Source organism: Methanolobus sp. (assembly GCF_016278385.1).
In the GTDB taxonomy this organism is placed as follows: domain Archaea; phylum Halobacteriota; class Methanosarcinia; order Methanosarcinales; family Methanosarcinaceae; genus Methanolobus.
In genome coordinates this window covers 1-22663 of the sequence record NZ_JADQBY010000027.1, presented here as the reverse complement: position 1 = coordinate 22663, position 22663 = coordinate 1, and the positions used below count along the sequence as shown (strand labels likewise).

Annotated in this window: 17 protein-coding genes and 1 tRNA gene; 11 read left to right on the top strand and 7 right to left on the bottom strand. The window is 43.6% G+C overall.

All coding sequences use genetic code 11. The annotated features are described in order from the left end of the window. Position 1: 1 nt before the first annotated feature. The gene (locus QZZ23_RS10780; protein WP_292469916.1) at positions 2 to 991 is read left to right on the top strand and encodes a type II secretion system F family protein; all 990 of its coding nucleotides are present in this window, start codon (positions 2 to 4) and stop codon (positions 989 to 991) included. Positions 992 to 1019: 28 nt separating this feature from the next. Here QZZ23_RS10780 and QZZ23_RS10775 read toward each other — a convergent pair whose 3' ends face one another. The 3 genes from QZZ23_RS10775 to QZZ23_RS10765 all read right to left on the bottom strand — a co-directional run bounded on the left by QZZ23_RS10775 (position 1020) and on the right by QZZ23_RS10765 (position 2538). Further along, positions 1020 to 1595 carry a FumA C-terminus/TtdB family hydratase beta subunit gene (locus QZZ23_RS10775; protein ID WP_292469914.1) on the bottom strand — a complete coding sequence of 192 codons (576 nt, stop codon included), beginning with the start codon at positions 1593 to 1595 and terminating at the stop codon, positions 1020 to 1022. Beyond that, complete coding sequence (locus QZZ23_RS10770) at positions 1595 to 2434, bottom strand: fumarate hydratase (protein WP_292469913.1); 840 nt, start codon at positions 2432 to 2434, stop codon at positions 1595 to 1597. Before QZZ23_RS10770 ends, QZZ23_RS10775 begins: the two co-directional genes overlap by 1 nt. 18 nt (positions 2435 to 2452) lie before the next feature. Continuing rightward, positions 2453 to 2538 (bottom strand) — tRNA-Leu (locus QZZ23_RS10765). Positions 2539 to 2759: 221 nt separating this feature from the next. Between QZZ23_RS10765 and QZZ23_RS10760 the strand changes: the two genes are divergently transcribed. Next, positions 2760 to 3008, top strand: coding sequence for a winged helix-turn-helix domain-containing protein (locus QZZ23_RS10760; RefSeq protein WP_366931347.1), 249 nt, complete (start codon positions 2760 to 2762; stop codon positions 3006 to 3008). Between the two features lie 32 nt (positions 3009 to 3040). Here the strand turns inward: QZZ23_RS10760 and QZZ23_RS10755 are convergent, their stop codons facing one another. Continuing rightward, a complete protein-coding gene (locus tag QZZ23_RS10755; RefSeq protein WP_292469911.1) occupies positions 3041 to 3505 on the bottom strand; it encodes a hypothetical protein in 465 nt (154 codons plus the stop codon). Between the two features lie 135 nt (positions 3506 to 3640). Here QZZ23_RS10755 and QZZ23_RS10750 point away from each other — a divergent pair, with 135 nt between their 5' ends. Beyond that, entirely contained in the window at positions 3641 to 7066 is a 3426-nt protein-coding gene (locus tag QZZ23_RS10750) for a DNA polymerase II large subunit (RefSeq protein ID WP_292469909.1), read from the top strand. 43 nt (positions 7067 to 7109) lie between these two features. On the opposite strand, the gene mmp10 is transcribed toward QZZ23_RS10750, so the two are convergent. Then, entirely contained in the window at positions 7110 to 8345 is a 1236-nt protein-coding gene (gene mmp10 / locus QZZ23_RS10745; RefSeq protein WP_292469908.1) for a methyl coenzyme M reductase-arginine methyltransferase Mmp10, read from the bottom strand. Positions 8346 to 8710: 365 nt separating this feature from the next. On the opposite strand from mmp10, the gene mcrB reads away from it, so the two are divergent. The 6 genes from mcrB (at position 8711) to QZZ23_RS10715 (ending at position 15908) form a co-directional block, all read left to right on the top strand. After that, entirely contained in the window at positions 8711 to 10015 is a 1305-nt protein-coding gene (gene mcrB / locus QZZ23_RS10740) for a coenzyme-B sulfoethylthiotransferase subunit beta (RefSeq protein ID WP_292469906.1), read from the top strand. 48 nt (positions 10016 to 10063) lie between these two features. After that, on the top strand, positions 10064 to 10558 hold the full coding sequence (mcrD, locus tag QZZ23_RS10735; RefSeq protein ID WP_292469903.1) for a methyl-coenzyme M reductase operon protein D: 495 nt from the start codon (positions 10064 to 10066) through the stop codon (positions 10556 to 10558). A 7-nt stretch (positions 10559 to 10565) separates the two neighbouring features. Further along, the gene (gene mcrC / locus QZZ23_RS10730) at positions 10566 to 11168 is read left to right on the top strand and encodes a methyl-coenzyme M reductase I operon protein C (protein WP_292469901.1); all 603 of its coding nucleotides are present in this window, start codon (positions 10566 to 10568) and stop codon (positions 11166 to 11168) included. 12 nt (positions 11169 to 11180) lie between these two features. Continuing rightward, on the top strand, positions 11181 to 11930 hold the full coding sequence (mcrG, locus tag QZZ23_RS10725) for a coenzyme-B sulfoethylthiotransferase subunit gamma (protein ID WP_292469899.1): 750 nt from the start codon (positions 11181 to 11183) through the stop codon (positions 11928 to 11930). Between the two features lie 10 nt (positions 11931 to 11940). Beyond that, a complete protein-coding gene (gene mcrA / locus QZZ23_RS10720; protein WP_292469896.1) occupies positions 11941 to 13659 on the top strand; it encodes a coenzyme-B sulfoethylthiotransferase subunit alpha in 1719 nt (572 codons plus the stop codon). A gap of 200 nt (positions 13660 to 13859) precedes the next feature. Beyond that, positions 13860 to 15908, top strand: a complete 2049-nt coding sequence (locus tag QZZ23_RS10715) for a hydantoinase/oxoprolinase family protein (protein ID WP_292469894.1) — start codon at positions 13860 to 13862, stop codon at positions 15906 to 15908. Positions 15909 to 15935: 27 nt separating this feature from the next. Here QZZ23_RS10715 and aroA read toward each other — a convergent pair whose 3' ends face one another. Further along, the gene (gene aroA / locus QZZ23_RS10710; RefSeq protein WP_292469891.1) at positions 15936 to 17216 is read right to left on the bottom strand and encodes a 3-phosphoshikimate 1-carboxyvinyltransferase; all 1281 of its coding nucleotides are present in this window, start codon (positions 17214 to 17216) and stop codon (positions 15936 to 15938) included. 309 nt (positions 17217 to 17525) lie between these two features. Here aroA and QZZ23_RS10705 point away from each other — a divergent pair, with 309 nt between their 5' ends. Continuing rightward, positions 17526 to 17960: a DUF488 family protein gene (locus QZZ23_RS10705; RefSeq protein ID WP_292469889.1), complete on the top strand. Its 435-nt coding sequence runs from the start codon at positions 17526 to 17528 to the stop codon at positions 17958 to 17960. A 12-nt stretch (positions 17961 to 17972) separates the two neighbouring features. On the opposite strand, the gene htpX is transcribed toward QZZ23_RS10705, so the two are convergent. After that, a complete protein-coding gene (htpX, locus tag QZZ23_RS10700; RefSeq protein ID WP_292469887.1) occupies positions 17973 to 18830 on the bottom strand; it encodes a zinc metalloprotease HtpX in 858 nt (285 codons plus the stop codon). A gap of 484 nt (positions 18831 to 19314) precedes the next feature. Between htpX and QZZ23_RS10695 the strand changes: the two genes are divergently transcribed. Further along, positions 19315 to 22663: GLUG motif-containing protein (locus QZZ23_RS10695; RefSeq protein WP_292469885.1), on the top strand; the 3349-nt coding region annotated here is incomplete at its 3' end.

Here is a 22663-nt window from a genome sequence, read left to right as displayed (position 1 = left end):
AATGAAGATACTTGATTTTTTCCGAAGAGAAACACAGTCCAGTGAATTGCTTACAGAGGAAGAACTATCTGTGCTTGAAGACAGTCTGATAGATGCAAAGATGGAAGAAGCAACTAGAAATGTGCTTGTGAAAAACTTCTTCAAGGAACCGGTGAAAACACTTAGCCTAAATCCGGAATATACGTTTGCTCTTAGTATTCCTGTAGCTCTGGTATTTTTTATGATTGGATTTGCCATTACCTGGGGTACACCAATAATTGATGATGTAATCATTTTCACAGTCCTTCTAGCTGTAACACCTCCTTCCATTGCTTTTCATAAAAAGTACAAAAGGACAAGTACAATCGAGGAGTACCTCCCTACTTTTTTGAGGGATATATCTGAAATGAGTAGGGCAGGGTTAACTCTTCCAAATGCTGTTAATACTGTAGCTAAAGGTGAATATGGTGCTTTGACCAAGGAAGTCCAGATAATGGATTCCTCAATGTCATGGGGCGTATCTTTTGAGGAGTCATTGAAAACTTTCGCAGTTAGGATATCAACCCCTATTATTGTAAGGTCAGTTTCCCTTATTACCCAAGCAAGCAAGGCTGGAGGTCGTGTATCTTCTGTCCTCGAGGCTGCTGCCCGTGATGCAAGAGAAGTAAAAATGCTGGAGCGTGAAAGACGTGGTAACATGATGGTGTATGTGGTTATCACTTACATGTCATTCTTCGTTTTCATTTTTGTAATAGCCATGCTCACTGCTACCTTCGTGCCAACCATGGCAGAAGCAGGTAAGGCTGCATCTGCAGCAGGTGCAGGAAGCAGTTTCATTGGGGCTTTCGATCCGGCAAAGTATACCCGTCTGATGTTTCATGCAACAGTCATTCAGGGTTTCATGAGTGGACTGGTAGCAGGGCAGATGGGTGAAGGTTCGGCGTTTTTGGGTTTAAAACACTCTATTATTATGACACTTATCGCCTGGAGTATCTTCACTTTCTTGATTTGAAACAAATATTAAAAATAAATAGTCTGGCTTATTCGAGTTTGGAATAAGCCGCCTTTGCTTTTTTACTAATTTCCAAGAACAGGTCATTTTTATGTGAGTCTATTCCAACAACCAGAGGTCCGAAATCTTTTACTTCAAGTTCCCATACTGCTTCGGGCATGCCTAAGTCCAGCCAATAGACGTGGGTTACTTTTTGAATGCTCATAGCTGCCAATGCGGCGCATCCTCCTGTAAAAGCAAGGTAGACCGCCTTATTATCCATAGATTCTTTTACATTGTCCATTCCACCTTTTCCCACAAAGGCACGGACATCATGTATCTTGAGAAGTTCTGGTGTCATCTTCGACATGCGGGCACTTGTAGTAGGTCCGGCAGCAACAACTTCCCAGTTCCCATCCAGTTCCCGCATAAGGGGCCCACAGTGATAGATTACAGAACCTTTCAGGTCAAAGGGCAGTTCTTTCTTCTCCTCTGCCATTTCCAGGATTCTTGCATGAGCTTCATCCCTGGCTGTGTATATAGTTCCGCTCAGGTATACTATGTCACCGGCATTGAGTTCTTTAATATCTTCTTCTTTCAATGGAGTTCTCAGTCGATACACCATTATTCATCATCACCCAGGGTTACTGATGCATGACGATTGGCCCAGCACTGGATATTTACAGCTACAGGGAGTGATGCAGTGTGACAATGAGCTTTTTTGATATGTACTGCAAGTGCTGTTGTCTTTCCGCCAAGTCCCATTGGTCCTATTCCAAGGGAGTTGATGTCCTCGAGCAGATTTAGCTCTTCTTCATTCATATCGTCAACATTTTTAAGTAGGGCTGATTTCGCAATTCTTGCGGCCTTGTCAAAGGAGCCACCAATGCCAACACCAACTATTATTGGTGGACATGGTTTACCACCTGCATTCAGAACAGTCTCAAGGACAAAATTACGTATCCTGTCCTTTTCAGTTGGATTTAGCATTTTTATTGCGCTCATATTCTCTGAACCTGCCCCCTTTGGAGCAACAGTTATTTTGATATTGCTTCCTTCTGTCAGTTCATAATTTATATCAGGGATCCCTTTTCCGATGTTATTTCCGCTGTTATTGCGATTTATAGGGTCCACGGCATTAGGGCGAAGTGGAATGGATTCGGTTGCTACTCTAACGCCTTCAAGGATAGCATCCTCAAGACTGAAGTCTAAAACAGCTTTACGTCCAAGTTCAACAAAAAATATGAGTATTCCTGTATCCTGGCAAATGGGAACTTTCGTGTTGCCCGCAATTTCGATGTTCTTAAGGATTGCTTCAAGTTGTTCCTTTGCAACAGTGGATGTTTCATCTGTCACAGCCATTTTGAGGGAATTGACAACATCATCTGGCAACATGGTCTCTGCTTTTTTTAGAATATCAAAAACAGCCGATACAACCGTATCATAATGAATTGGATTGGACAAAAAAGATCACCTTTGATGTGGTGCGGGAGAAGGGACTCGAACCCCCGAACGCCTACGCGAGTAGATCTTGAGTCTACCACCGTTGACCGCTTGGTTACTCCCGCATCAGGAGTTAACGATACCTCTATTGCAGTATTTATTATAAATTTAACTGTTGCCTTGCTTTTCAAATTATGTATACGTTTCATAAATCCTTTGTTAAGAATATATTATTGTTAGGGTCGATGATGTTAAATACGTGTTTAATGATAATTTAAATAGACTATTATTTACGCACTGCTATAATTTACGCACTGCTATTTGTTAGTTTTAGCGTTAAACTTGGATAGAATGTGGGGGCATTACTATTAGGCGGAGTAGGTTAGATATCATAATAGCTATATTAAAGATAGCACAGGACGGGGCTAAAAAAACTCAGATAGTTTACGGTGCGAATCTGAATTCTACAATTGCTAACAAATACCTTACAAGTCTTGAGGAAAAACAGCTCATAGAGCAAAAGGGAGTTTTTTTTGTAACAACTGACAAAGGGAAATTATATCGGGAAATGGCCAGTGAATTAGATATTTACTGACCTTCGTAATTTCTCTTTTTTTCTTTTTAATTTTATACCGGTCCAAACAGTTGTGACAGTTTTAACAATATATTTGCCACGGTAAATTTAACATTGTCCACAAAACCCACGGGTTCGATTATTATCTCCCCGTTATCCTTTGCATCAAGGAAAGTAGTCAGTGGATCTTCAGAATTAAGTATACTTTGAACTGTGTCTTCGTTTGTTCTCATAACTATGGTTTCTTCAATCTCAGCGGTTTCATCGATTTCTTCATAAACAGTCACATATGCATTTTCAGTGACTGCTTTTATATAGATATCTTCGCCATCATTTTCCATTATAACCAGTTTGATAACTTCATTGCCCAGAAGGCTTTTAAGAAAAGAAGGCAAACTATCTGAAATCTCATTGTATTCATTCACCTTAATCTCAAGGTCGCTGACAATGTCTGCATTGGCAATAGGTATAAGCGCAGTTAGCATTAACATTAATATGATGATTTGTTTTTTATCCACATCCCTCCTAAGGTTTACGCTAGTTAAATAATAATTATTTGTACTTCAATCTATTAAATAATAATCCATACACTTAATGCAGGAAAATAATTTTAATGACTAAAGCATAGTACAGGTCAAAGAAGGCTGTTCTTTATGGGTGAAATAGTAGTAAGCGATTCAATGCGAGAGTATTTTGAGGAGATTGAATCAAAGCTTCACAGGGAAATAGATATCGCAAACAGTGCACGTTCAAAAGGCAGGGACCCAAAACCGCATATAGAGATTCCTCTGGCAAAAGACCTCGCAGACAGGGTAGAGAATCTCATTGGTGTGAAAGGTGTAGCTGAGCAGATAAGGATATTTGATGAGACTATGTCTCGTGAAGAAGGTGCTCTGGCAATAGGCAAAGCTGTTGCAGAGGGTGTTGTTGGGGAATTTGAATCCAAAGAAGCTGCAATAGAAGCTGCTATACGTGTATCCGTTGCCATGCTCACAGAAGGCGTGGTTGCCGCGCCAATTGAGGGAATAGATAAGGTGACCCTTGGCAAGAACGATGACGGAAGCGAGTTTATCAGGATATTTTATTCGGGTCCTATACGCAGTGCAGGAGGTACTGCCCAGGCACTTTCGGTTCTTGTGGGTGACTATGTGCGCCGTGCGGTTGGTATTGACAGGTTCAAGCCACGTAAGGAAGAGGTTGAGAGATATGTTGAGGAGATCCTGCTTTACAGGCGTGTGGCAACCTTGCAGTATACTCCATCGGAAGATGAAATAAGGCTTATCGTGGAGAACTGTCCTATATGTATTGACGGGGAACCCACGGAAGCTGAAGAGGTTGAAGGTTACAGGAACCTTGACAGGATAGGTACCAACAGGGTACGTGGCGGTATGTGTCTTGTGCTTGCAGAAGGTCTGGCTCTGAAAGCCCCGAAGGTTCTCAAACACGTCAACAAGCTTGAAATAGATGGATGGGATTGGCTGAACACACTCATAGCCGGAGCGAAGAGTAGCGATGATGACGATGATGATGGTTTTATCGGTGTAAAACCAAAAGACAAATACCTGCGTGATCTGATAGCAGGCAGGCCTGTGTTCTCGCATCCGATGCGTCCCGGTGGGTTCAGGTTAAGGTATGGCAGGTCAAGAAACACATCCTTTGCAGCCGCCGGCATAAGCCCTGCCAGTATGTATATAATGGATAGTTTTATCGTTGCAGGTACCCAGCTTAAGGTGGAGCGTCCGGGAAAAGCTGCCGGAATGGCACCGGTAGATAGTATAGAAGGTCCTACTGTCAGGCTCAGGTCCGGTGATGTTATCAGGGTGGATGATGAGGAACACGCAATACAGATTCATCCTGAGGTTGAGTGCATACTTGATATCGGGGAGATATTAATCAATTATGGTGATTTCCTCGAGAATAATCATCCTCTTGTACCATCTTCATATTGTTTTGAATGGTGGATACAGGAGTTTGAGAAGCAGGTCACAACTACGCCATACTTACGAAGTGAACTGGAATTACCTTCACAGGAACTTGCACTTGAACTGTGTGACAAATACGGTGTTCCACTGCATCCTGCATTTACATATCTCTGGCACGATATCAAAATTGATGAGTTTACTACACTTGTTGCGTTTGTAACAGAGAACGGCATCCTTTCAAATGATGGTGCAAGTCTTGAACTTCCACTGGACACAATCATCGAAAAAGGGATGAAGACACTTCTTGAGCATTTGCTTGTCCTGCACAGGGTGGAAGAAGGGAAGATGATCATTGGTGATCCTCTGCCTTTTATAAGGTGTATGGGTCTGAATAAGGACCTGACTAAGAAATGGGATGCTCTTGAATCCGCAGACACCATAGGAGCTGTCAATGAAGTGAGCGGGCTGATAGTGCGTCCACGTGCACCTGTGAGGATTGGTGCAAGGATGGGACGCCCGGAAAAATCAAATAAGAGGAAGATGACTCCTGCTCCGCATGTATTGTTCCCGATAGGGGATTCTGCCGGGAATACCCGTAAAATGGAAGCTGCTGCAGGTTACATGTCCTCTATGAACGGGAAGGTCGGGCAGATCCGTGTGGAGATTGGCAATCGTGTGTGTTCTGGATGTGGAAAAGACACATTCTGGTATCGTTGTGATTGCGGCGAATTCACAGTTCCTAAATTATCCTGTCCTCGGTGTGGTATATCCGTACAGAAAGAACTTTGCCCTAAATGCGGTTCGAAAACTACCTGTGTGAAAATGCAGAACATCGATTTCAAAGAGGTCTATCAGGCTGCTTTTGAAAACCTCGGTGAGAGGGATACTAATATCGAGGTAAAAGGTGTCAAGCGCATGATGTCCGGCACAATGACTCCTGAACCCCTTGAAAAAGGTATCTTGCGGGCCAAACATGATCTCTTCACTTTTAAGGACGGGACGGTCAGGTATGACATGTCCGACATTCCGCTTACGCATATTCGTGCCGATGAACTTAGCATCACGGTTGAGCAACTGAAGAAACTGGGGTACACTGAGGACATATATGGCAAACCCCTTGAAACAGAGGATCAGGTAGTTTGCCTTAAAGTGCAGGATCTTGTTGTTTCCTATGATTGTGGTGAATATCTCCTGAGAATTACCAAATACATCGATGATCTGCTTGTGAAGTATTATCATGAAGAATCTTACTATAATGCCGAGACCATCGACGATATTGTGGGTGTGATGCTCATGGGTCTTGCACCGCATACGTCAGCAGGTGTCCTTGGACGACTTATAGGTTTTACTAAGGCATCTGTGGGTTATGCGCATCCGTTCTTCCACGCAGCAAAAAGGAGAAACTGCGATGGTGATGAGGATTGTGTCATGTTGTTAATGGATGGTCTGATGAATTTCTCGAGGGATTACCTGCCTGAAAAGAGAGGTGGGAAAATGGATGCACCTCTTGTGCTTACTACACGTATAGATCCAAGTGAGGTTGATAAGGAGGCACATAATATCGATGTGTGTGATCATTATCCACTTGAGTTTTATGAAGCGACCCTGAATTATACAAACCCCAAGGAATTGGAGGGTAAAATTGACCTCATAAGTCGCAGACTTGGAACTCCTGAGCAATATGATCATTTTATGTTCACACATTCTACCAATGACATTGCTTCAGGTCCGCTTCACAGTGCCTACAAGACCCTTGGGAGTATGGTGGAAAAGATGGATGCACAGCTTGCATTGGGGGATAAGATACGTGCTGTTGACGCTTCCGATGTAGCTGAGAGGGTACTTATATCCCACTTCCTGCCGGACATGTTCGGTAATCTCAGGGCATTCTCCCGTCAGAGTACAAGGTGCCTTAAGTGTGCTGCAAAGTATCGCAGGCCACCGCTTACAGGCGTCTGTCCTAAATGTGGCGGATCTGTCATACTGACAGTTCATGAAGGGTCTGTGAAAAAATATCTTGAAGTATCAAAGAAAGTAGCCCATGATTACAATGTCTCGAGTTATACGAAACAAAGAATAGAAATTATTGGGCTGGATATGAAATCCCTTTTTGAGAATGACCGCTCAAAGCAGACGGGGCTTATGGAGTTCATGTAGCCGTATCTGCTTTTCTCAATATGTTCTGATGGTATTCCAATAGTTATTCTTTCAAAGCCACACCAATGGCATTTATCCCGTGGATGAGCTCTGTCAGTTGTTCTATCTCAAATTCAAGAACATCTTCTTTTGAAAGGCCTATTGACATCTCTCCGTCATATGTAAGCATTTCAGGTCCCCTGCGGACAAAGCGCGAGACCCCGTCTCTGGAAAGTGCTGCTGCAGCTTCCGGGTCATGCACAAATGCCCTTCCAGGTATTACGACAGTTTCCTTTACATCTTTGAGATCGAGCTTTTGCAGGTCTTCGATGGTAATGAGGCATCCGATGTCCTTATCAACTGCAACGACATTTACTGGACTTCCAAGTTTTGTGAAAATTTCCTGAAGTCTTTCCTGAGAAGCTCTGCTGGAAAGTATTGTAGCATCTTTTCTGATTTCAGGAAGCTTGTCAAGTGCTTCCTTTTCATTCCTTATGGCATATGGTGAGCCAATGAGTGTGTCTTCAAGTGGTGTTCCGGTGATGCGCAGGTTGTGTTTTGCAGCAGCATCGCGGACAATTTGTACGAATTCATCTATGGAATGTGTTTCAATATTTTCCATCACAGGGGCGTTGTTCAATATGAGGCCTTCTTCTGTCCTGTTAGCAAAGCGCATGAGTATTGCTCCTTTTGCTCCCATTTCCTCAAGATCATGCAAGGTATTGTCAAGGACTTTACCATCGTTGATTCCGGGAATAAGGACTATTGCAGCATATACGTCACAATGCTGGCAGAATTGGCGTAGTACTTCAAGTGCTGCTTCTGGTTTTGGATCTCCCATGTATTTCTTTCGCAGGGCCGGATCTGTGGCAAAAACAGTGAAAGAAACTTCGGTCACTCCGTACTCAATAAAGAATTCAGCTTCATCACCTTTATCAAAACCTTTTCCGCTGGTGTATCCGAGGTGTATTGGTAATCCGAATTGGGCAAGGTTGGCGACGAGTTCCATGAGGTCAGGATAGCAACTGACATCCCCACCACCGCTGATGGTTATCTTGTCTATGTCCCCTGAACTCATCAGAAGCCTCTGGTAAAGTTCCTGAAAGACGTATTGTGCAGGTTTGAAGCCGGAGTAAGCTTCCCTTACTCCTCTGGTACAATAGTCACAGCCTTTCTTAAAAGGAAAACAGTATTTGCATCCAAATGGGGGATTTTCTTTAACTTTTTTGAAATAGCAGTATGTACAGAAGCCTTTGCAATCTATTCCAGGATTGCCCCCTACGTCAGCGGTGATTTCCATAGAACGGATTACATATTATAGAGGTACTTAAAGGTTTGTGGATATTCCCTGATATCAGTGTTCCTAATTGAAAATTCCGGTTCATTTTTTCATTTTATTTAAAGTTTATGTGAAGCTATTCCTGTTGCTTACATATTCAATTAATTTGATGAATTAAATTTGCTTGCGTTTGATGATTGCGAAATTGTCTCAAAACGATGCAAAAGGTTTAAACGTCATTGTTGCTTAATAATTCCGAGAATCCCGATGGAATCTTTTCGTACAGAAATTACTGTGTGGTACAGAGTAATTGACTTTCATTCGCTAATCTGTACGTTTCCATTAAATGGGTGATTTCTGAATAGAAACATAGGAGGAAAATATACGTGTCTGATAAAATAGACATTTACGACGACAGAGGCAAACTGTTGGAAAGTGGCGTTGATCTTTTAGATATTGCGCCAACAAGGAACGCAGCGATTCAAAATATCATCAAAGATACTAAGAGGACAGTTGCTGTAAACCTCGCAGGAATCGAAAAATCATTGAAGACAGGCGCTATGGGTGGAGCAAAAAAGCAAATCCTTGGTAGGGAACTTGACTACGATATTGTAGGTAATTCAAGTGCAATCATGGACGCAGTAACAAAGCTCGTAAGCGTTACCGAAGACGACGACACCAATGTAAAGGAACTTGGTGGCGGAAAGCAGCTGATTGTCCAGATCCCAAGCATCAGGACACAGATCGGTGCTGACTACGTATCCGCAAGTACCGTAACCGGTGCAGCAGTAGTTCAGACAATCATTGACATGTTCAACACTGACATGTTCGATGCACCAATCGTAAAGTCTGCTGTATGGGGAAGCTACCCACAGACAATGGACATGAAAGGCGCAAACATCGCATCCATTCTCAGCATTCCACAGAACAACGAAGGTCTTGGTTACTCCCTGAGGAACATCACAACAAACCATGTAGCAGCAATTACCGGTAAGAAGGCAATGAATGCAGCAGCACTCTCATCCATCTTCGAGCAGGTAGGTATGTACGAGATGGGTAATGCTGTAGGACCATTCGAGAGACACCAGTTACTCGGTCTTGCATATCAGGGTCTTAACGCAGGCAACTACGTTTACGACATCGTGAAGGAGAACGGTAAGAGCGGTACAATCGGTACTGTTATTCAGTCCACAGTTGACAGAGCTCTTGAAGCAGGTGTCATCTCAGTTGACAAGACAGCACCATCCGGCTACAACTACTACAAGGCAAACGATGTTTCCATGTGGAATGCATGTGCAGCAGCAGGTCAGCTTGCAGCAACCATGGTAAACTGTGGTGCTGGAAGGGCAGCTCAGAACGTATCCTCAACAATCCTCTACTTCAACGATATGATTGAGAAGGAAACAGGTCTTCCAGGTTGTGACATGGGTAGAGCACAGGGTACTGCAGTAGGTTTCTCATTCTTCAGTCACTCCATCTATGGTGGTGGCGGACCAGGTATCTTCAACGGTAACCACGTTGTAACCAGGCACTCCAGAGGTTTCGCAATTCCTTGTGTATGTGCAGCAGTTTCACTTGATGCTGGAACACAGATGTCCACAGTAGAGAAGACATCCTCACTTGTTGGTAACGTATTTGGATCCATTCCAGAGTTCAAGGAGCCAATCAAGGCAGTGGCAGGTGCACTCTAAGACACACACCCTCCTTAAAATTCACAGATAATCATAAAGGTAACAATAATGTCCGATACGCTTTCAGACGCAAACTATGTGCAGCTTGAAATATTTCCTTCAAGGTTGCTAAAGCCCGAAACAGCCCAGAATTTACTCCGTGAGATCACTGATCTTGAGGGAATCATAAGGCTGTTTGTTCATGGCCCAAGACTTCCCCAGACCGTTCCTTACGGACCTGCCACAGGACTGCCTGTGAACCATCCTGGGAACACTGTAATCGAGGTTGCAGGTCAGGCAATAGAACTTGCCGTGTATGTTGGCAGCATCCGTATGGAAGTTGTGGACGTAGATGTAAAAGAGCAGGTCAGGGAAGTTTGTGAGAATGTTCTTTCAGTACCCTTTGAGTTTAGAGAGGGTAATTTCATTCCAAGGAGACAGACTGTCAGCGATTATGCAAAACGCGGACCTGGCGCTGATCCTATGATGATTGGAATGACTGATCCTAAAGGCAAACTGAAAGACCAGCCAGTATGTATCCTTAAACCTGACGACATGGAATAGTGATAATATGTTTGACCGGGAAACACAAGTTGTAGATTGCAGACACGGGATGGGTCTTGGCAGAGGTGGAGGACTCGCACAGCGAGGTACTCTTTCCGAAACTGGCAGGCCTGATGTGATTGCAGTTGCAATGAGTCCCGGAAGAAGACATATCACAAAACCAGTCTGTGAACTCACATATGGCATGCGCCGTGAGGAAATCCAGGTAAGTGTGCTTGTGCTTAACACCGGTTCAGGTGTTCCGGATACCAACGTGGGTTCCGGCTCTTTTGGAATAAGTCCTGAAGAGATAGCACAGATAAACAGACACAAAGTTGCTGTTATCCACACAGGGAACATCAGGGACCATGTGGTAAGGAAAGTAAAGGCAATTCTTGAAGAAGCTGAAATTCCTGCAGTAGTTGTTTGTCAGGCCCTCGTTGATTTCGAGGATTTTGCAAGGGCAGGAGTAAAGACACGACTTGTTAAACCTATTGATAGTGATATTTTAGCAAAGGGAAGGGTTATGGAAATTGTGACAGGAGTTACACGAGGGGAATCATGTTCAAGGGAAAAACTGAACGAACTCGTGAAAGCTGTGAAAACCACAATGAGATCATTAGAGAATTAGGAGTGAATAATTATGGCATATGAACCACAATATTATCCAGGAGCAACATCCGTTGCTGAAAATAGAAGAAAACACATGTCAGGTAAAGTGGAGAAAATAAGAGATATCTCCGACGATGATCTGACACTCATTCTTGGACACCGTGCACCAGGTAGCGACTACCCAAGCACACACCCACCACTTGCAGAGATGGGCGAGCCAGAATGCTCAGTCAGAGAAATGGTAGAACCAACACCAGGTGCAAAAGCTGGTGACAGGGTAAGGTACGTACAGTTTGTTGACTCAATGTACAATGCACCATCCACCCCATACTTCAGGTCCTACGCAGCAGCAATCAACTTCAGAGGTGTCGACCCAGGTACACTTTCCGGTCGTCAGGTCGTTGAAGCTCGTGAAAGAGACATGGAAGAGCTCGCAAAGTTCCAGATGGAAACTGAAATGACCTGCCCAGCACTCGCAAGTCTTAGAGGTGCAACAGTACACGGTCACTCACTCAGGCTTCCTGAAGATGGAGTAATGTTCGACATGCTTGACAGGTGCAGAAAAGAAGGCGATGTAATCATAATGCACAAGGATCAGGTAGGAAGACCTATCGACAAGAAGGTCAACCTTGGAAAGCCAATGTCTGCAGAAGAGGCAGCAAAGAGAACAACTATATACCGTGTTGACAACGTTGCATTCAGAGACGATGCTGAAGTCATTGAATGGGTACACAGGGTATTTGATAAGAGAACCATTTATGGTTTCAAGCCGGAAAACTGAGGTGATGATAATGGCAAATGACAAACAGAAGATGTTTGCAAAACACATGGAACTCAAGTACACAAAAGAGCATGGTACTAACAAGATGGAAGGCGGAGACATCACAGACAAGACTGTAACATATTACAGACTTGGTGTCGATCAGAATCCTAGAAAATTAGAGATGAAAAAGGCTGGAAAAGAACTCGCAGATAAGAGGGGACTTGTCGGTTACAACCCTATGATGCACTGTGGTGGTATCCCACTCGGTCAGAGAGCACTTACACCATCCTTCCTTTCAGGAACAGATGATATGGTCGAGATCGATGATCTTCACTACGTCAACAACGCTGCAATGCAGCAGATGTGGGATGACATCAGAAGGACCGTAATTGTCGGTATGGACATGGCACACGAGACCCTCGAGAAGAGACTCGGTATCGAAGTCACACCAGAAACAATCAACCACTACCTTGAGACACTGAACCACGCACTTCCTGGTGGAGCAGTCGTTCAGGAACACATGGTTGAGACACACCCAGCACTTGTGGATGACTGTTACTGTAAGATCTTCACCGGTGACGATGAACTTGCAGATGAGATCGACAAGCAGTTCCTTATTGACATCAACAAGGAATTCCCAGCAGAGCAGGCAGAGCAGCTCAAAGCAGCTATCGGCAAGACCTCCTGGCAGGCAGCACACATTCCAACAATTGTCAGCAGAACCACAGACGGTGGTCAGACAAGCAGGTGGATGGCTATGCAGGTCGGTATGTCATTCATTTCAGCATACAGCATGTGTGCTGGTGAAGCAGCAGTAGCTGACCTTTCATACGCAGCAAAGCACGCTGGTGTTATCCAGATGGGTGAAATGCTTCCAGCAAGACGTGCACGTGCACCAAACGAGCCTGGAGGAATTCCATTCGGTCACCTCGCAGATATCGTACAGACAAGCCGTGTAGATGCAGACGACCCAGCACACGTAGCTCTTGAAGTAGTCGGTGCAGGATGTATGCTTTACGACCAGATCTGGCTCGGTTCATACATGTCCGGTGGTGTAGGTTTCACTCAGTACGCAACAGCAGCATACTGTAACAACATCCTTGATGACAACCTCTACTACAACGTTGACTACATCAACGACAAGTACGATGGTGCAGCAAACAAGGGTACAGACAACAAGGTAAAGGCAACTCTTGATGTAGTAAAGGACATCGCAACAGAGTCCACAATCTATGGTCTTGAGAACTACGAGAAGTACCCAACAACCCTTGAAGACCACTTTGGTGGATCACAGAGAGCAACAAGTCTTTCAGCAGCAGCTGGTTCCGCTGTATCCCTGGCAACAGGAAACGGAAACGCTGGTCTGTCAGGCTGGTACCTCTGTATGTACCTGCACAAGGAAGCACTCGGAAGACTCGGTTTCTTCGGATACGACCTGCAGGATCAGTGTGGTGCTACAAATGTACTCTCATACCAGTCCGACGAAGGTCTGGCTCTTGAACTGCGTGGACCAAACTATCCAAACTACGCAATGAACGTAGGTCACCAGGGCGGATACGCAGCTATCACTTCTGCTGCACACGCTGGACGTGGCGACGCATACGCAGTCAATCCACTCATCAAGGTCTGCTTCGCGGACAAGCTCTTGCCATTTGACTTTACAAAGCCAAGGAAGGAGTTTGCCAGAGGAGCTCTCAGAGAGTTCGAGCCTGCTGGTGAGAGATCACTCATCATTCCAGCAAAATAATTTTAAAACAAGTGTAGGCTTTATGCCTACTACTTATTCTTTTTTGGTTATTTTCTTACTTTGATTCAGTTTTTGCTCTGTTTTCTGTTTACCTACTGTTTCTTTCTGCATTGCGTGGTAATGCTTAAATATTGCAAAACCATTCAATTTTACACTACAAATTATTAAATATGATTTTTATTTTAAAGGAGTGAACCAAAATGCAATACAGTCTGGGCATTGATGCCGGAGGAACTTTTACAGACGGTGTTATTATCCGTGACTCTGATGGAGTAATACTTGATGCCACTAAAGTGCTTACAACTTATCCAGATCCAATTGGCGGGATTAAAAAAGTAATAGACTCGTTGAATCCTGATTATGTGAAAGACGTAAAACTGGTTTCGGTTTCGACCACTCTTTCTACAAATACCATACTTGAGGATACAGGTTTCCCGGTAGGTGTCATTCTGGTTGGCGATTATGTGATTCCTAAAGAAGGCTTCCCTGCAAATTACTATGTGAGACTCAGTGGTGGCCATACCAGTAACGGTGAAGAAGCTGCGCCTCTTGATGAGGATGGGGTCAAACAATTTGCCCTTGAGGTAAAAGACCATGTTGCGGCATTCTCTGTGTCTTCTTTTTTCAGTAATCGTAATTCTGAACATGAACTTCGTGTCAAGCAGATAATCCGTGAGCTTACAGGGCTTCCTGTGGTTTGCGGACATGAACTTTCCCAGGAAGTAGGTGCATATGACAGAGCTATTACTGCATATCTTAATGCCCAGCTTTTGCCAATCACACATAAATTCATTCAGTCTATTATGACTGACATCAAATCCAGGGGAATTGATGCAAACCTTCTTATGCTTAAATGTGATGGCTCTGTTGTGGGTATGGATGAGGCACTGGAGCGTCCGATTGAATCGATATTTTCCGGACCTGCTGCAAGTCTTGTGGGCGCAGCCTTCCTTACAAAGTATGATACCTGTGCAATGGTGGATGTAGGAGGTACCAGTACGGACGTTGCCCTTATCAGGAACGGTGTTCCTGAACTGAGTAATCAGGGTGCTATTGTTGGCGGATGGAAAACAATGGTAAAGGCTATCAGGATGGAAACATCAGCAACAGGTGGTGACAGTCATGTATGGGTTGAGGATCAAAAGTTCTATATTGGTCCTAGAAGGGTTATCCCTCTTTGTCGTGCCGCTGTTGAATATACTGGTTTCCTTGATAGATTGAAAGAGTCTAAGTCTCCTTCAAGAAAGCTTCTTTGTGAAAATGTACAGCCAACGAAATTCTTTGTGCGCACAGGCCTGAAGCCACTTGAACTATCAAGGACAGAGGAAGAGATATTTGATGTTATCCAGGGTGTCCCTGTTTCCTATGTCGATATTTTCCAGCGTCTTAAGAAACAGCCAAGTGTACGTGGGCTGGATGGTTTAATTCAGAAACGTCTGGTGCAATCAATTGGTTTTACTCCTACTGATGCTCTACATGTGCTTGGTGATTTCAGAACATGGGAAACAGAAGCCTCCATGATAGGTGCTGAAAGACTTGCCAAGCAGCTAAGGGTCAGCAAGGAAGAGGTCGCTACCATGGTAAAACAGAAAGTTGCAAAGAACATGGCATCAGATCTTGTTTCTTATCTTGTTGACGGAATTCCGCAGGCAGTTGTCGATCAAATGCTTTCCGGAGACAACTACACTCGCTTTAAGGTAGAAACTCCGGTTGTATTACTGGGTGGTCCGGTAGTTGCCTACAAGGAGGAGATGGAAAAACTCATTGATGCTAATATAGTTGTTCCTAAACATGCCAGTGTGGGTAATGCTGTAGGAGCTCTTGTAGGTAAGGGTATCAAACGTGTTGAGGTACTTATCAAAAGAGACTTTGCTCCGATCACAGGTGAAGATGTAACGGATGAGGAGTTGAAGAACACTAAAGAGGTCATCAGTTATTTTGTTTTCACTCCGGAAGGCAGAGCAATTTACCAGGATTATATAGGGGCGTTTGAATTTGCCCGCGACACCGGTAAGAAAATCATAATGGAGTACATGAAATCAGCGGGTTACTCCAAGGATGAGGTTGAGATTGAAATCACCAAAAAAGACCTTATGGTAAGGGAGGGTGAAGAACCTGTTGAGAGTAAGGTTATTGTAGTTGGAATTGGCACATCCAAACTTGTCGTGGAAAAAGACGTAATTCCGGATTACATGCGCAAAAAAGCCATTAGTAGCAGATCTGCTGAAAGTTCTTATTCTGGAAAGTAAAGGGAAGTTATCTTCCCTTATTCTTTTTTATTTGAGAGTATTTATCTGTGCTCCAAGAGCGATCATTTCAGCAAAGAAGTTGGGGAATGATATTTCCACTGACTCTGCTGTGTCTATTACTGTGTCTCCTGCGACCATACCTGCAATAGTAAGGGCCATTACGATCCTATGGTCATGCCACCCGTGCAGTTCTGCACCATGTAGAGTTCCGCCGGTGATTATTAGCTGGTCCGGCTCTTCCTTGACAGAAATTCCCATCTTGGTCAGCTCAAGTGCCATGGCATGAAGCCTGTCCGTCTCTTTATAGCGGACATGTTCTGCATTTTCAATGACAGTAACACCTTCAGCACATGCAGCAAGCACGGCGATTGTAGGTACAAGGTCAGGTGTTGCTCCTGCATCAAATGTTGTTCCTTTAAGGCCGTTACCTTTGACTTTTACAATTCCATTTTCCTTGTTCCATGAGACCTCTGCTCCCATGCGTTCAAGGACATCGATTATCTCTACATCTCCTTGTCTGGAAGGGAAGAGGTTCTTAACGGTAACTTCTGATTCTGTCATGGCTGCAGCAGCCAGCAGATAGGAAGCTGATGAGAAGTCTCCCGGGACGGTATAATCTTTAAGGTTGTATTTCTGGTTGGCAGGGATTATGAATTTTATAGTGTTGCCTTCTTCTACCAGTATTTCAGCACCAGCCTGTTCAATGATCTCTATTGTGACATCAACATAAGGTCTTGACTTCATTTCTCCTTTTATGGAGAGGGTTGTACTCTGAGTTGTCAGAGGACATGCGATAAGAAGTGCGGAAATGAACTGTGAGCTTATTGATCCATCTATGGTTGTTATTGCACCTTTAAGTCCTCCACGTACTACAAGGGGGGCACATCCATTTCCGCGGGTGGAATATGCTTCTACACTAAGTTTGTTCATTACATCAAGTAAGGGCTGGTTTGGTCTGCCTCTTATGGAGCTGTCGCCTGTAAGAACAGTTACTCCGTTTGTAAGTGCAGAAACAGCTGTCATGAAACGAAGGGTGGTTCCTGAGTTTGCTACATCAATAACATTATTAGGTACGAAGGGTTTACCGTTAACTCCCCTGATATGAAGCTGATCTTCGGATTTTTCAATAGTTGCTCCCAGTGCCTCACATGCACGTATGGTTGCAAGTGTATCAGCCGATAGAAGAGGCCGGTGAATTGTGCATTCATCCGACAGGGCAGCAATGGTGATTGCCCGGTGTGTATAACTTTTAGACGGCGGTGCAAATACTTCACCATTGATCTTTGAAGTGCTGACAGATACTTTCATTTTATCCTCTTTAATTGTAAATTTGAATAAGATATACAATTTGATCTCCTTAAGACGCCATTCCCATATGCATCTAAAAGGGTATTATACTAGTTTAAACAAAACCAATATTAAATTTTCCTTGTAATACGGCAATACCATGGACAAATAGCCTTTCTCAATGATATTCTTATCGATAAAAGGGGAAATTTCAATGCTCTAATGGTATTATCAATCCTGTCCAATCAATATTTGCTGAATGATTATTATGCATAGCAACATTCAAATTGAAATAATGCCTCTCCTATTACATAATTAATGGTGTCAAGAATGAAATGCTATACTATAGGATATGGAAATCGTAAGATAGATGATTTCATGGATATGCTCATTGAGAACGAGGTGACTCACCTTGTGGACATAAGAAGATATCCGCAATCAACATTCAAGGATTACGATAAAGAATCACTGGAATTGCTGTTTCCAAAACATGGGATACTTTACACCCATTGCGAAGGCGTTGGAGGGATGCGTGATTCTACTTATGTGGAATATATGAGTACCGATCCTTTTAGGAGCAGTCTGAGAAAGCTTCTGGATCATGTCCGAAAAGTAAATGAAAATGATGGTAGAATTGTACTAATGTGTGCGGAAAAAAGTCCGAAAGGGTGCCACAGGGAATATCTTTCTATAAAACTTGAAGAAAATGGTGTAGAGGTCATCCACCTCGTAGAACAAGGACAGACAAGCCTCTTTAGTTTCTAAATGTTATTGATCTTACATTGCACGAAGACGTCTTACACGTTCTTCTGTTACAGGGTGTGTCCTGAACAGGTTCATAAGAACACTTCCCTTTAATGGGTTCACTATGAACATATGTGCAGTGGTCTGGGATGGCTGTACATCGCCTCTTCTCTGGCGGTAATTTTTACTTCCGTATTCAAGTTTCTCCAATGCGCTTGCAAGTGCCCAGGGTTTCTGGGAGATACGCGCTCCTTCTTCATCGGCTGCAAATTCTCTTGATCTTGAAATAGCAAGCTGTATAATTGTTGCTGCCAGCGGTGCAACGATGGCAAGTGCAAGGAAACCGATTATATTGTTTGCACCGTTATCGTCCCTTCCGCCAATTCCTCCGAATATGGCTGCCCATTTGACCCATGTAGCTACCATAGTGATAACACCGGCAATGGTTGCAGTAACGGCACTTATCAGTGTGTCACGGTTCTTTACGTGTGCCATTTCATGTGCCAGTACGCCTTCAAGCTCTTCTGCTGTCAGAAGGTCCAGTATTCCCGAGGTTGCAGCGACAGCTGCATGCTGTGGGTCTCTTCCTGTTGCAAATGCATTTGGCATGGAGGTATTTACAATATATACCTTTGGCATTGGCAGGTTTGCACGCATTGCCAGTTTCTGTACAATTCCATAAAGTTCTGGAGCTTCAGTTGAAGTGACTTCCTGAGCATGGTACATTTTCAGGACAATTTTGTCACTGTACCAGTAAGTTCCAAAATTCATGATAATCGCGAATATAAATGCAATTATCATTCCTGACGTCCCACCTATCATCTGACCGACGATAACCAATAAACCGGTAAGGGATGCCAGTAACAATGTTGTTTTTATCATATTTCCCATGATTTTCCTCTTAGATATGGTGTCATTTCTAAGTATATTTGCATTGTTTGTTCTTCTATAAAAAGTTATTTACTATACAAGTGCATCCAAAAGTAACCAGGATTACGCATTGCGGAAAAAGAAGGAACGTAGCTAATTCCTGAAAGTAAGCATTCCCATTGATACTGCTAAATCTATTGTTACTGGTTTTAATATGCCAGGGAAAATACACAATGCAAATCAGACAATGACATTTTTAAACAATATCATAGAACCTGAATACAAAAATATTAGTACGCAATCCCGACATACCTGTCAGGGCTATGCCTATTCTTAAAATGGGATTTCTCAAGATTAATATTAAAAGGTTTTAAATATATCAATATATAATATCGTATATATATTAGTATGGTAAGGCAGTCCCGGTAAAAAAAGTCTCCAGATAAATCGATCATATTATCGTATTCCAGTAAACATCGCCTGAATGAAATCCCGAGGCAAGATCATGATAACAGCATCAACAAACTCTCATACACACAAAAGCAATATTCACACATCAAAATTCAAGCACAGCATCCTAAAAATATCAATTTTGCTGATGCTTTGTTTATCTCTCAGCATACCTGCATCAGCCGCCACTTTCTCCGGCGGCAACGGTACGATTGGAAACCCTTATCAACTCTCGTCTGACAGCGACATTGATACTCTGTCAGCAAGCTCTGGATATTGGGGCAATCAATATAACTTCATACTGACACAAGACATCACACTTGTGGGCAATCACACTCCAATTGGTAATATCAACACAAAGTTCACAGGTAACTTTAGTGGAAGCGGATTCGCAGTAAAGAACCTGACCGTTTATCAGGCTGGAGATTATGCCGGATTCTTTGGCTCTATAGGTTCTGGTGCTAACATCCATGATATTGGAGTAGAAATAAGTTCAGAAGGTGTTACTGGCAATAATCGTGTCGGCGGTCTTGTCGGGTATAATTATGGCGGCACTGTGAACAACAGTTATGCTACGGGTAATGTTACCGGTAGCGCTACTGATGTTGGCGGTCTTGTCGGGTATAATTCCGGCAATGTGAGCAACAGTTATGCCACTGGCAATGTTAGTGGTGGTAATTCTGTCGGCGGTCTTGTTGGGTATAGTGGTGATGATGATACTGTGAGCAACAGTTATGCCACTGGTGATGTAAGTGGTAGTCTTTATGTCGGCGGTCTTGTCGGGTTAAATCGTGGCATTGTGAACAACAGTTATGCCACTGGTAATGTTACCGATAGCACTAATTATGTTGGCGGTCTTGTCGGGTATAATTATGGCACTGTGAGCAACAGTTTTGCCACTGGTAGTGTTACTAGTAGTCCTTCTGTCGGCGGTCTTGTTGGGGTTAACAACGGTGGCACTGTGACCAACAGTTATTATTCCAGTACGGGTTCGTATACGAATAGTCTTGGTACTTTAACCTCATATGCCAACTTCACCAGTTTCGCATTCGTTTCAGGAAACTCAGGTCTTTACTGGAATGAAAGTGGCAATAATATCACAACAGCCGATGACTCTGGCTTTGTATGGAAGATGGTGGAAGATTACACTCTGCCGTACTTCCAGTATCAGGATATGCCTGCACCGATTCCATACGTGGAGTCCATATCGGTGAATAGTGGTATCAACAACAGTGCCGGAAGTACATCATTCCTGCTCAACGTCACAGGATGTAGCTTTAACATCACAGATACTGTCTTTGTAAACCTGACAATGGCTGGTCAAACTCCGATAAATGGAACAATTAACAATATCACATATACTACTATCAACACTACATTCGATCTAACACAGGCTATTGCAGGTGACTGGTCACTGTACGTCATCAACCCGGACGGACAGACCTCAATAGCGAAAAACTTTACAATTTCAGCCTTGATTTACTCCGGTGGCAGTGGTACAGAAGCTGATCCTTATCTGCTCTCAACTGACAGCGACATTGATGACCTGTCAGCAACTTCTGCTGATTGGGGCAGTAACTTCACACTGACACAGGACATCACACTTGTAGGCAATCACACTCCGATTGGTAATGACGGCACAAAGTTCACAGGTAACTTTAACGGAAGCGGATTTGTCATTCAGAACCTGACCATTTATCAGACTGGAGACAAGGTCGGATTCTTTGGCTATACAAATACCGGTGCTAACATCCATGACCTTGGAGTAGAAATAAGCTCAGATGGTGTTATTTCAACAACTGGTGATTATGTCGGCGGTCTTGTCGGATTTAATGATGGCGGCACAGTAACCAACAGTTATACCACTGGAAGTGTCACAGGTTATGATCGTGTCGGTGGTGTTGTCGGGTGGAATAGTGGCACAGTGACCAACAGTTATGCTACTGGCAATGTTACTGGCAGTGGTAATAATTATGTTGGTGGTCTTGTCGGGTATAGCGAGGGAACTGTGAGCAACAGTTATGCCACTGGCAATGTTATTGGTATTCTGTATGTCGGCGGTCTTGTCGGGTGGAATAATGTTGGCATTGTGAGCAACAGTTATGCCACTGGTAATGTTGATGGAAGCGATAAAGTCGGCGGTCTTGTCGGGTATAATACTGGCAGCGACACCACAGTGGCCAACAGTTATGCCACTGGTAATGTTACTGGTAGTGGTAATTATGTCGGTGGTCTTGTTGGGTATAGTTCCGGAATTGTGGCAAATAGTTTTGCCACTGGTAGTGCCACAGGTGGTACGCATGTCGGCGGTCTTGTCGGGTCTAATGCTGGCACTGTGAGCAACAGTTATTATTCCGGCGTTCCGGTTGCTGGTGCTGGAACTACCTCTTCCTTTGCCAACTTCACCAGTTTCGCATTCGTTTCAGGAAACTCAGGTCTTTACTGGAATGAAAGTGGCAATAATATCACAACAGCCGATAATTCGGGTTTTGTATGGAAAATAATAGATGGCTATACCCTTCCGTTCTTCCAGTATCAGGATATGCCAGCACCGATTCCATACGTAGAGTCCATATCGTCAAGTAGTGGTATCAACAACACTGACGGCAGTACATCATTCTGGCTGAACGTCACAGGATGTAGCTTTAACATCACAGATACTGTATTTGTAAACCTGACAATGGCTGGTCAAACTCCGATAAATGGAACAATTAACAGTATCACTTATACTACGATTAACACTACATTCGATCTGACACAGGCTATTGCCGGTGACTGGTCACTGTATGTAATCAACCCGGACGGACAGACCTCAATAGCGAAAAACTTTATAGTTCAATCCCTTTTCATACCGGGAACACCTGAAAGTTTCACAAACACCACCGGCAATTTCTGGGTGAGCCATAGCTGGAGTGCAGGAACTGGAGATGTGAGCGATTCCTATAACGTAAGCTACAACGGGAACTGGCAGAACGGTACGACAAACAGTTTCAATCATACCGTACTTTCTGCTCATGCCTGGTCCAACATCACAGTCTATGCATACAACGCCACTGATTCCACAATTTCACTAGGAGCCAGTGACAACGTTCAGGTTTCTAACAATGCAGTCAGCATTCTCAATGTAACTGACATTACGGTCAGTGAAGGGGAAAATGTTACCTTTGACATCAACTTCACGGATGCAGATAGCGATACACCGGTATTTGGCTGCAACAATAGTGCCCTGTTCGATACTTTCAACACCAGTACTGGTGAAGGTTTGTGGATAACTGATCTCAGTGATGCAGGAACCTACTACGTTGAATTCAACGTAAGTGATGGTTATGGATCAGTTGATTCTCAGGTAATGAACATCACCATAAACGATGTCATAATTCCAGTTGCCGATATCAATGCTAACA

Bases quoted from the DNA above. Each gene is read 5' to 3' on its own strand.
- QZZ23_RS10780 (WP_292469916.1), top strand. From the start codon at position 2: ATGAAGATACTTGATTTTTTCCGAAGAGAAACACAGTCCAGTGAATTG.
- QZZ23_RS10775 (WP_292469914.1), bottom strand. From the start codon at position 1,595: ATGGTGTATCGACTGAGAACTCCATTGAAAGAAGAAGATATTAAAGAA.
- QZZ23_RS10750 (WP_292469909.1), top strand. From the start codon at position 3,641: ATGGGTGAAATAGTAGTAAGCGATTCAATGCGAGAGTATTTTGAGGAG.
- mmp10 (WP_292469908.1), bottom strand. From the start codon at position 8,345: ATGGAAATCACCGCTGACGTAGGGGGCAATCCTGGAATAGATTGCAAA.
- mcrD (WP_292469903.1), top strand. From the start codon at position 10,064: ATGTCCGATACGCTTTCAGACGCAAACTATGTGCAGCTTGAAATATTT.
- mcrC (WP_292469901.1), top strand. From the start codon at position 10,566: ATGTTTGACCGGGAAACACAAGTTGTAGATTGCAGACACGGGATGGGT.
- mcrG (WP_292469899.1), top strand. From the start codon at position 11,181: ATGGCATATGAACCACAATATTATCCAGGAGCAACATCCGTTGCTGAA.
- mcrA (WP_292469896.1), top strand. From the start codon at position 11,941: ATGGCAAATGACAAACAGAAGATGTTTGCAAAACACATGGAACTCAAG.
- QZZ23_RS10715 (WP_292469894.1), top strand. From the start codon at position 13,860: ATGCAATACAGTCTGGGCATTGATGCCGGAGGAACTTTTACAGACGGT.
- aroA (WP_292469891.1), bottom strand. From the start codon at position 17,216: ATGAAAGTATCTGTCAGCACTTCAAAGATCAATGGTGAAGTATTTGCA.
- QZZ23_RS10705 (WP_292469889.1), top strand. From the start codon at position 17,526: ATGAAATGCTATACTATAGGATATGGAAATCGTAAGATAGATGATTTC.
- htpX (WP_292469887.1), bottom strand. From the start codon at position 18,830: ATGGGAAATATGATAAAAACAACATTGTTACTGGCATCCCTTACCGGT.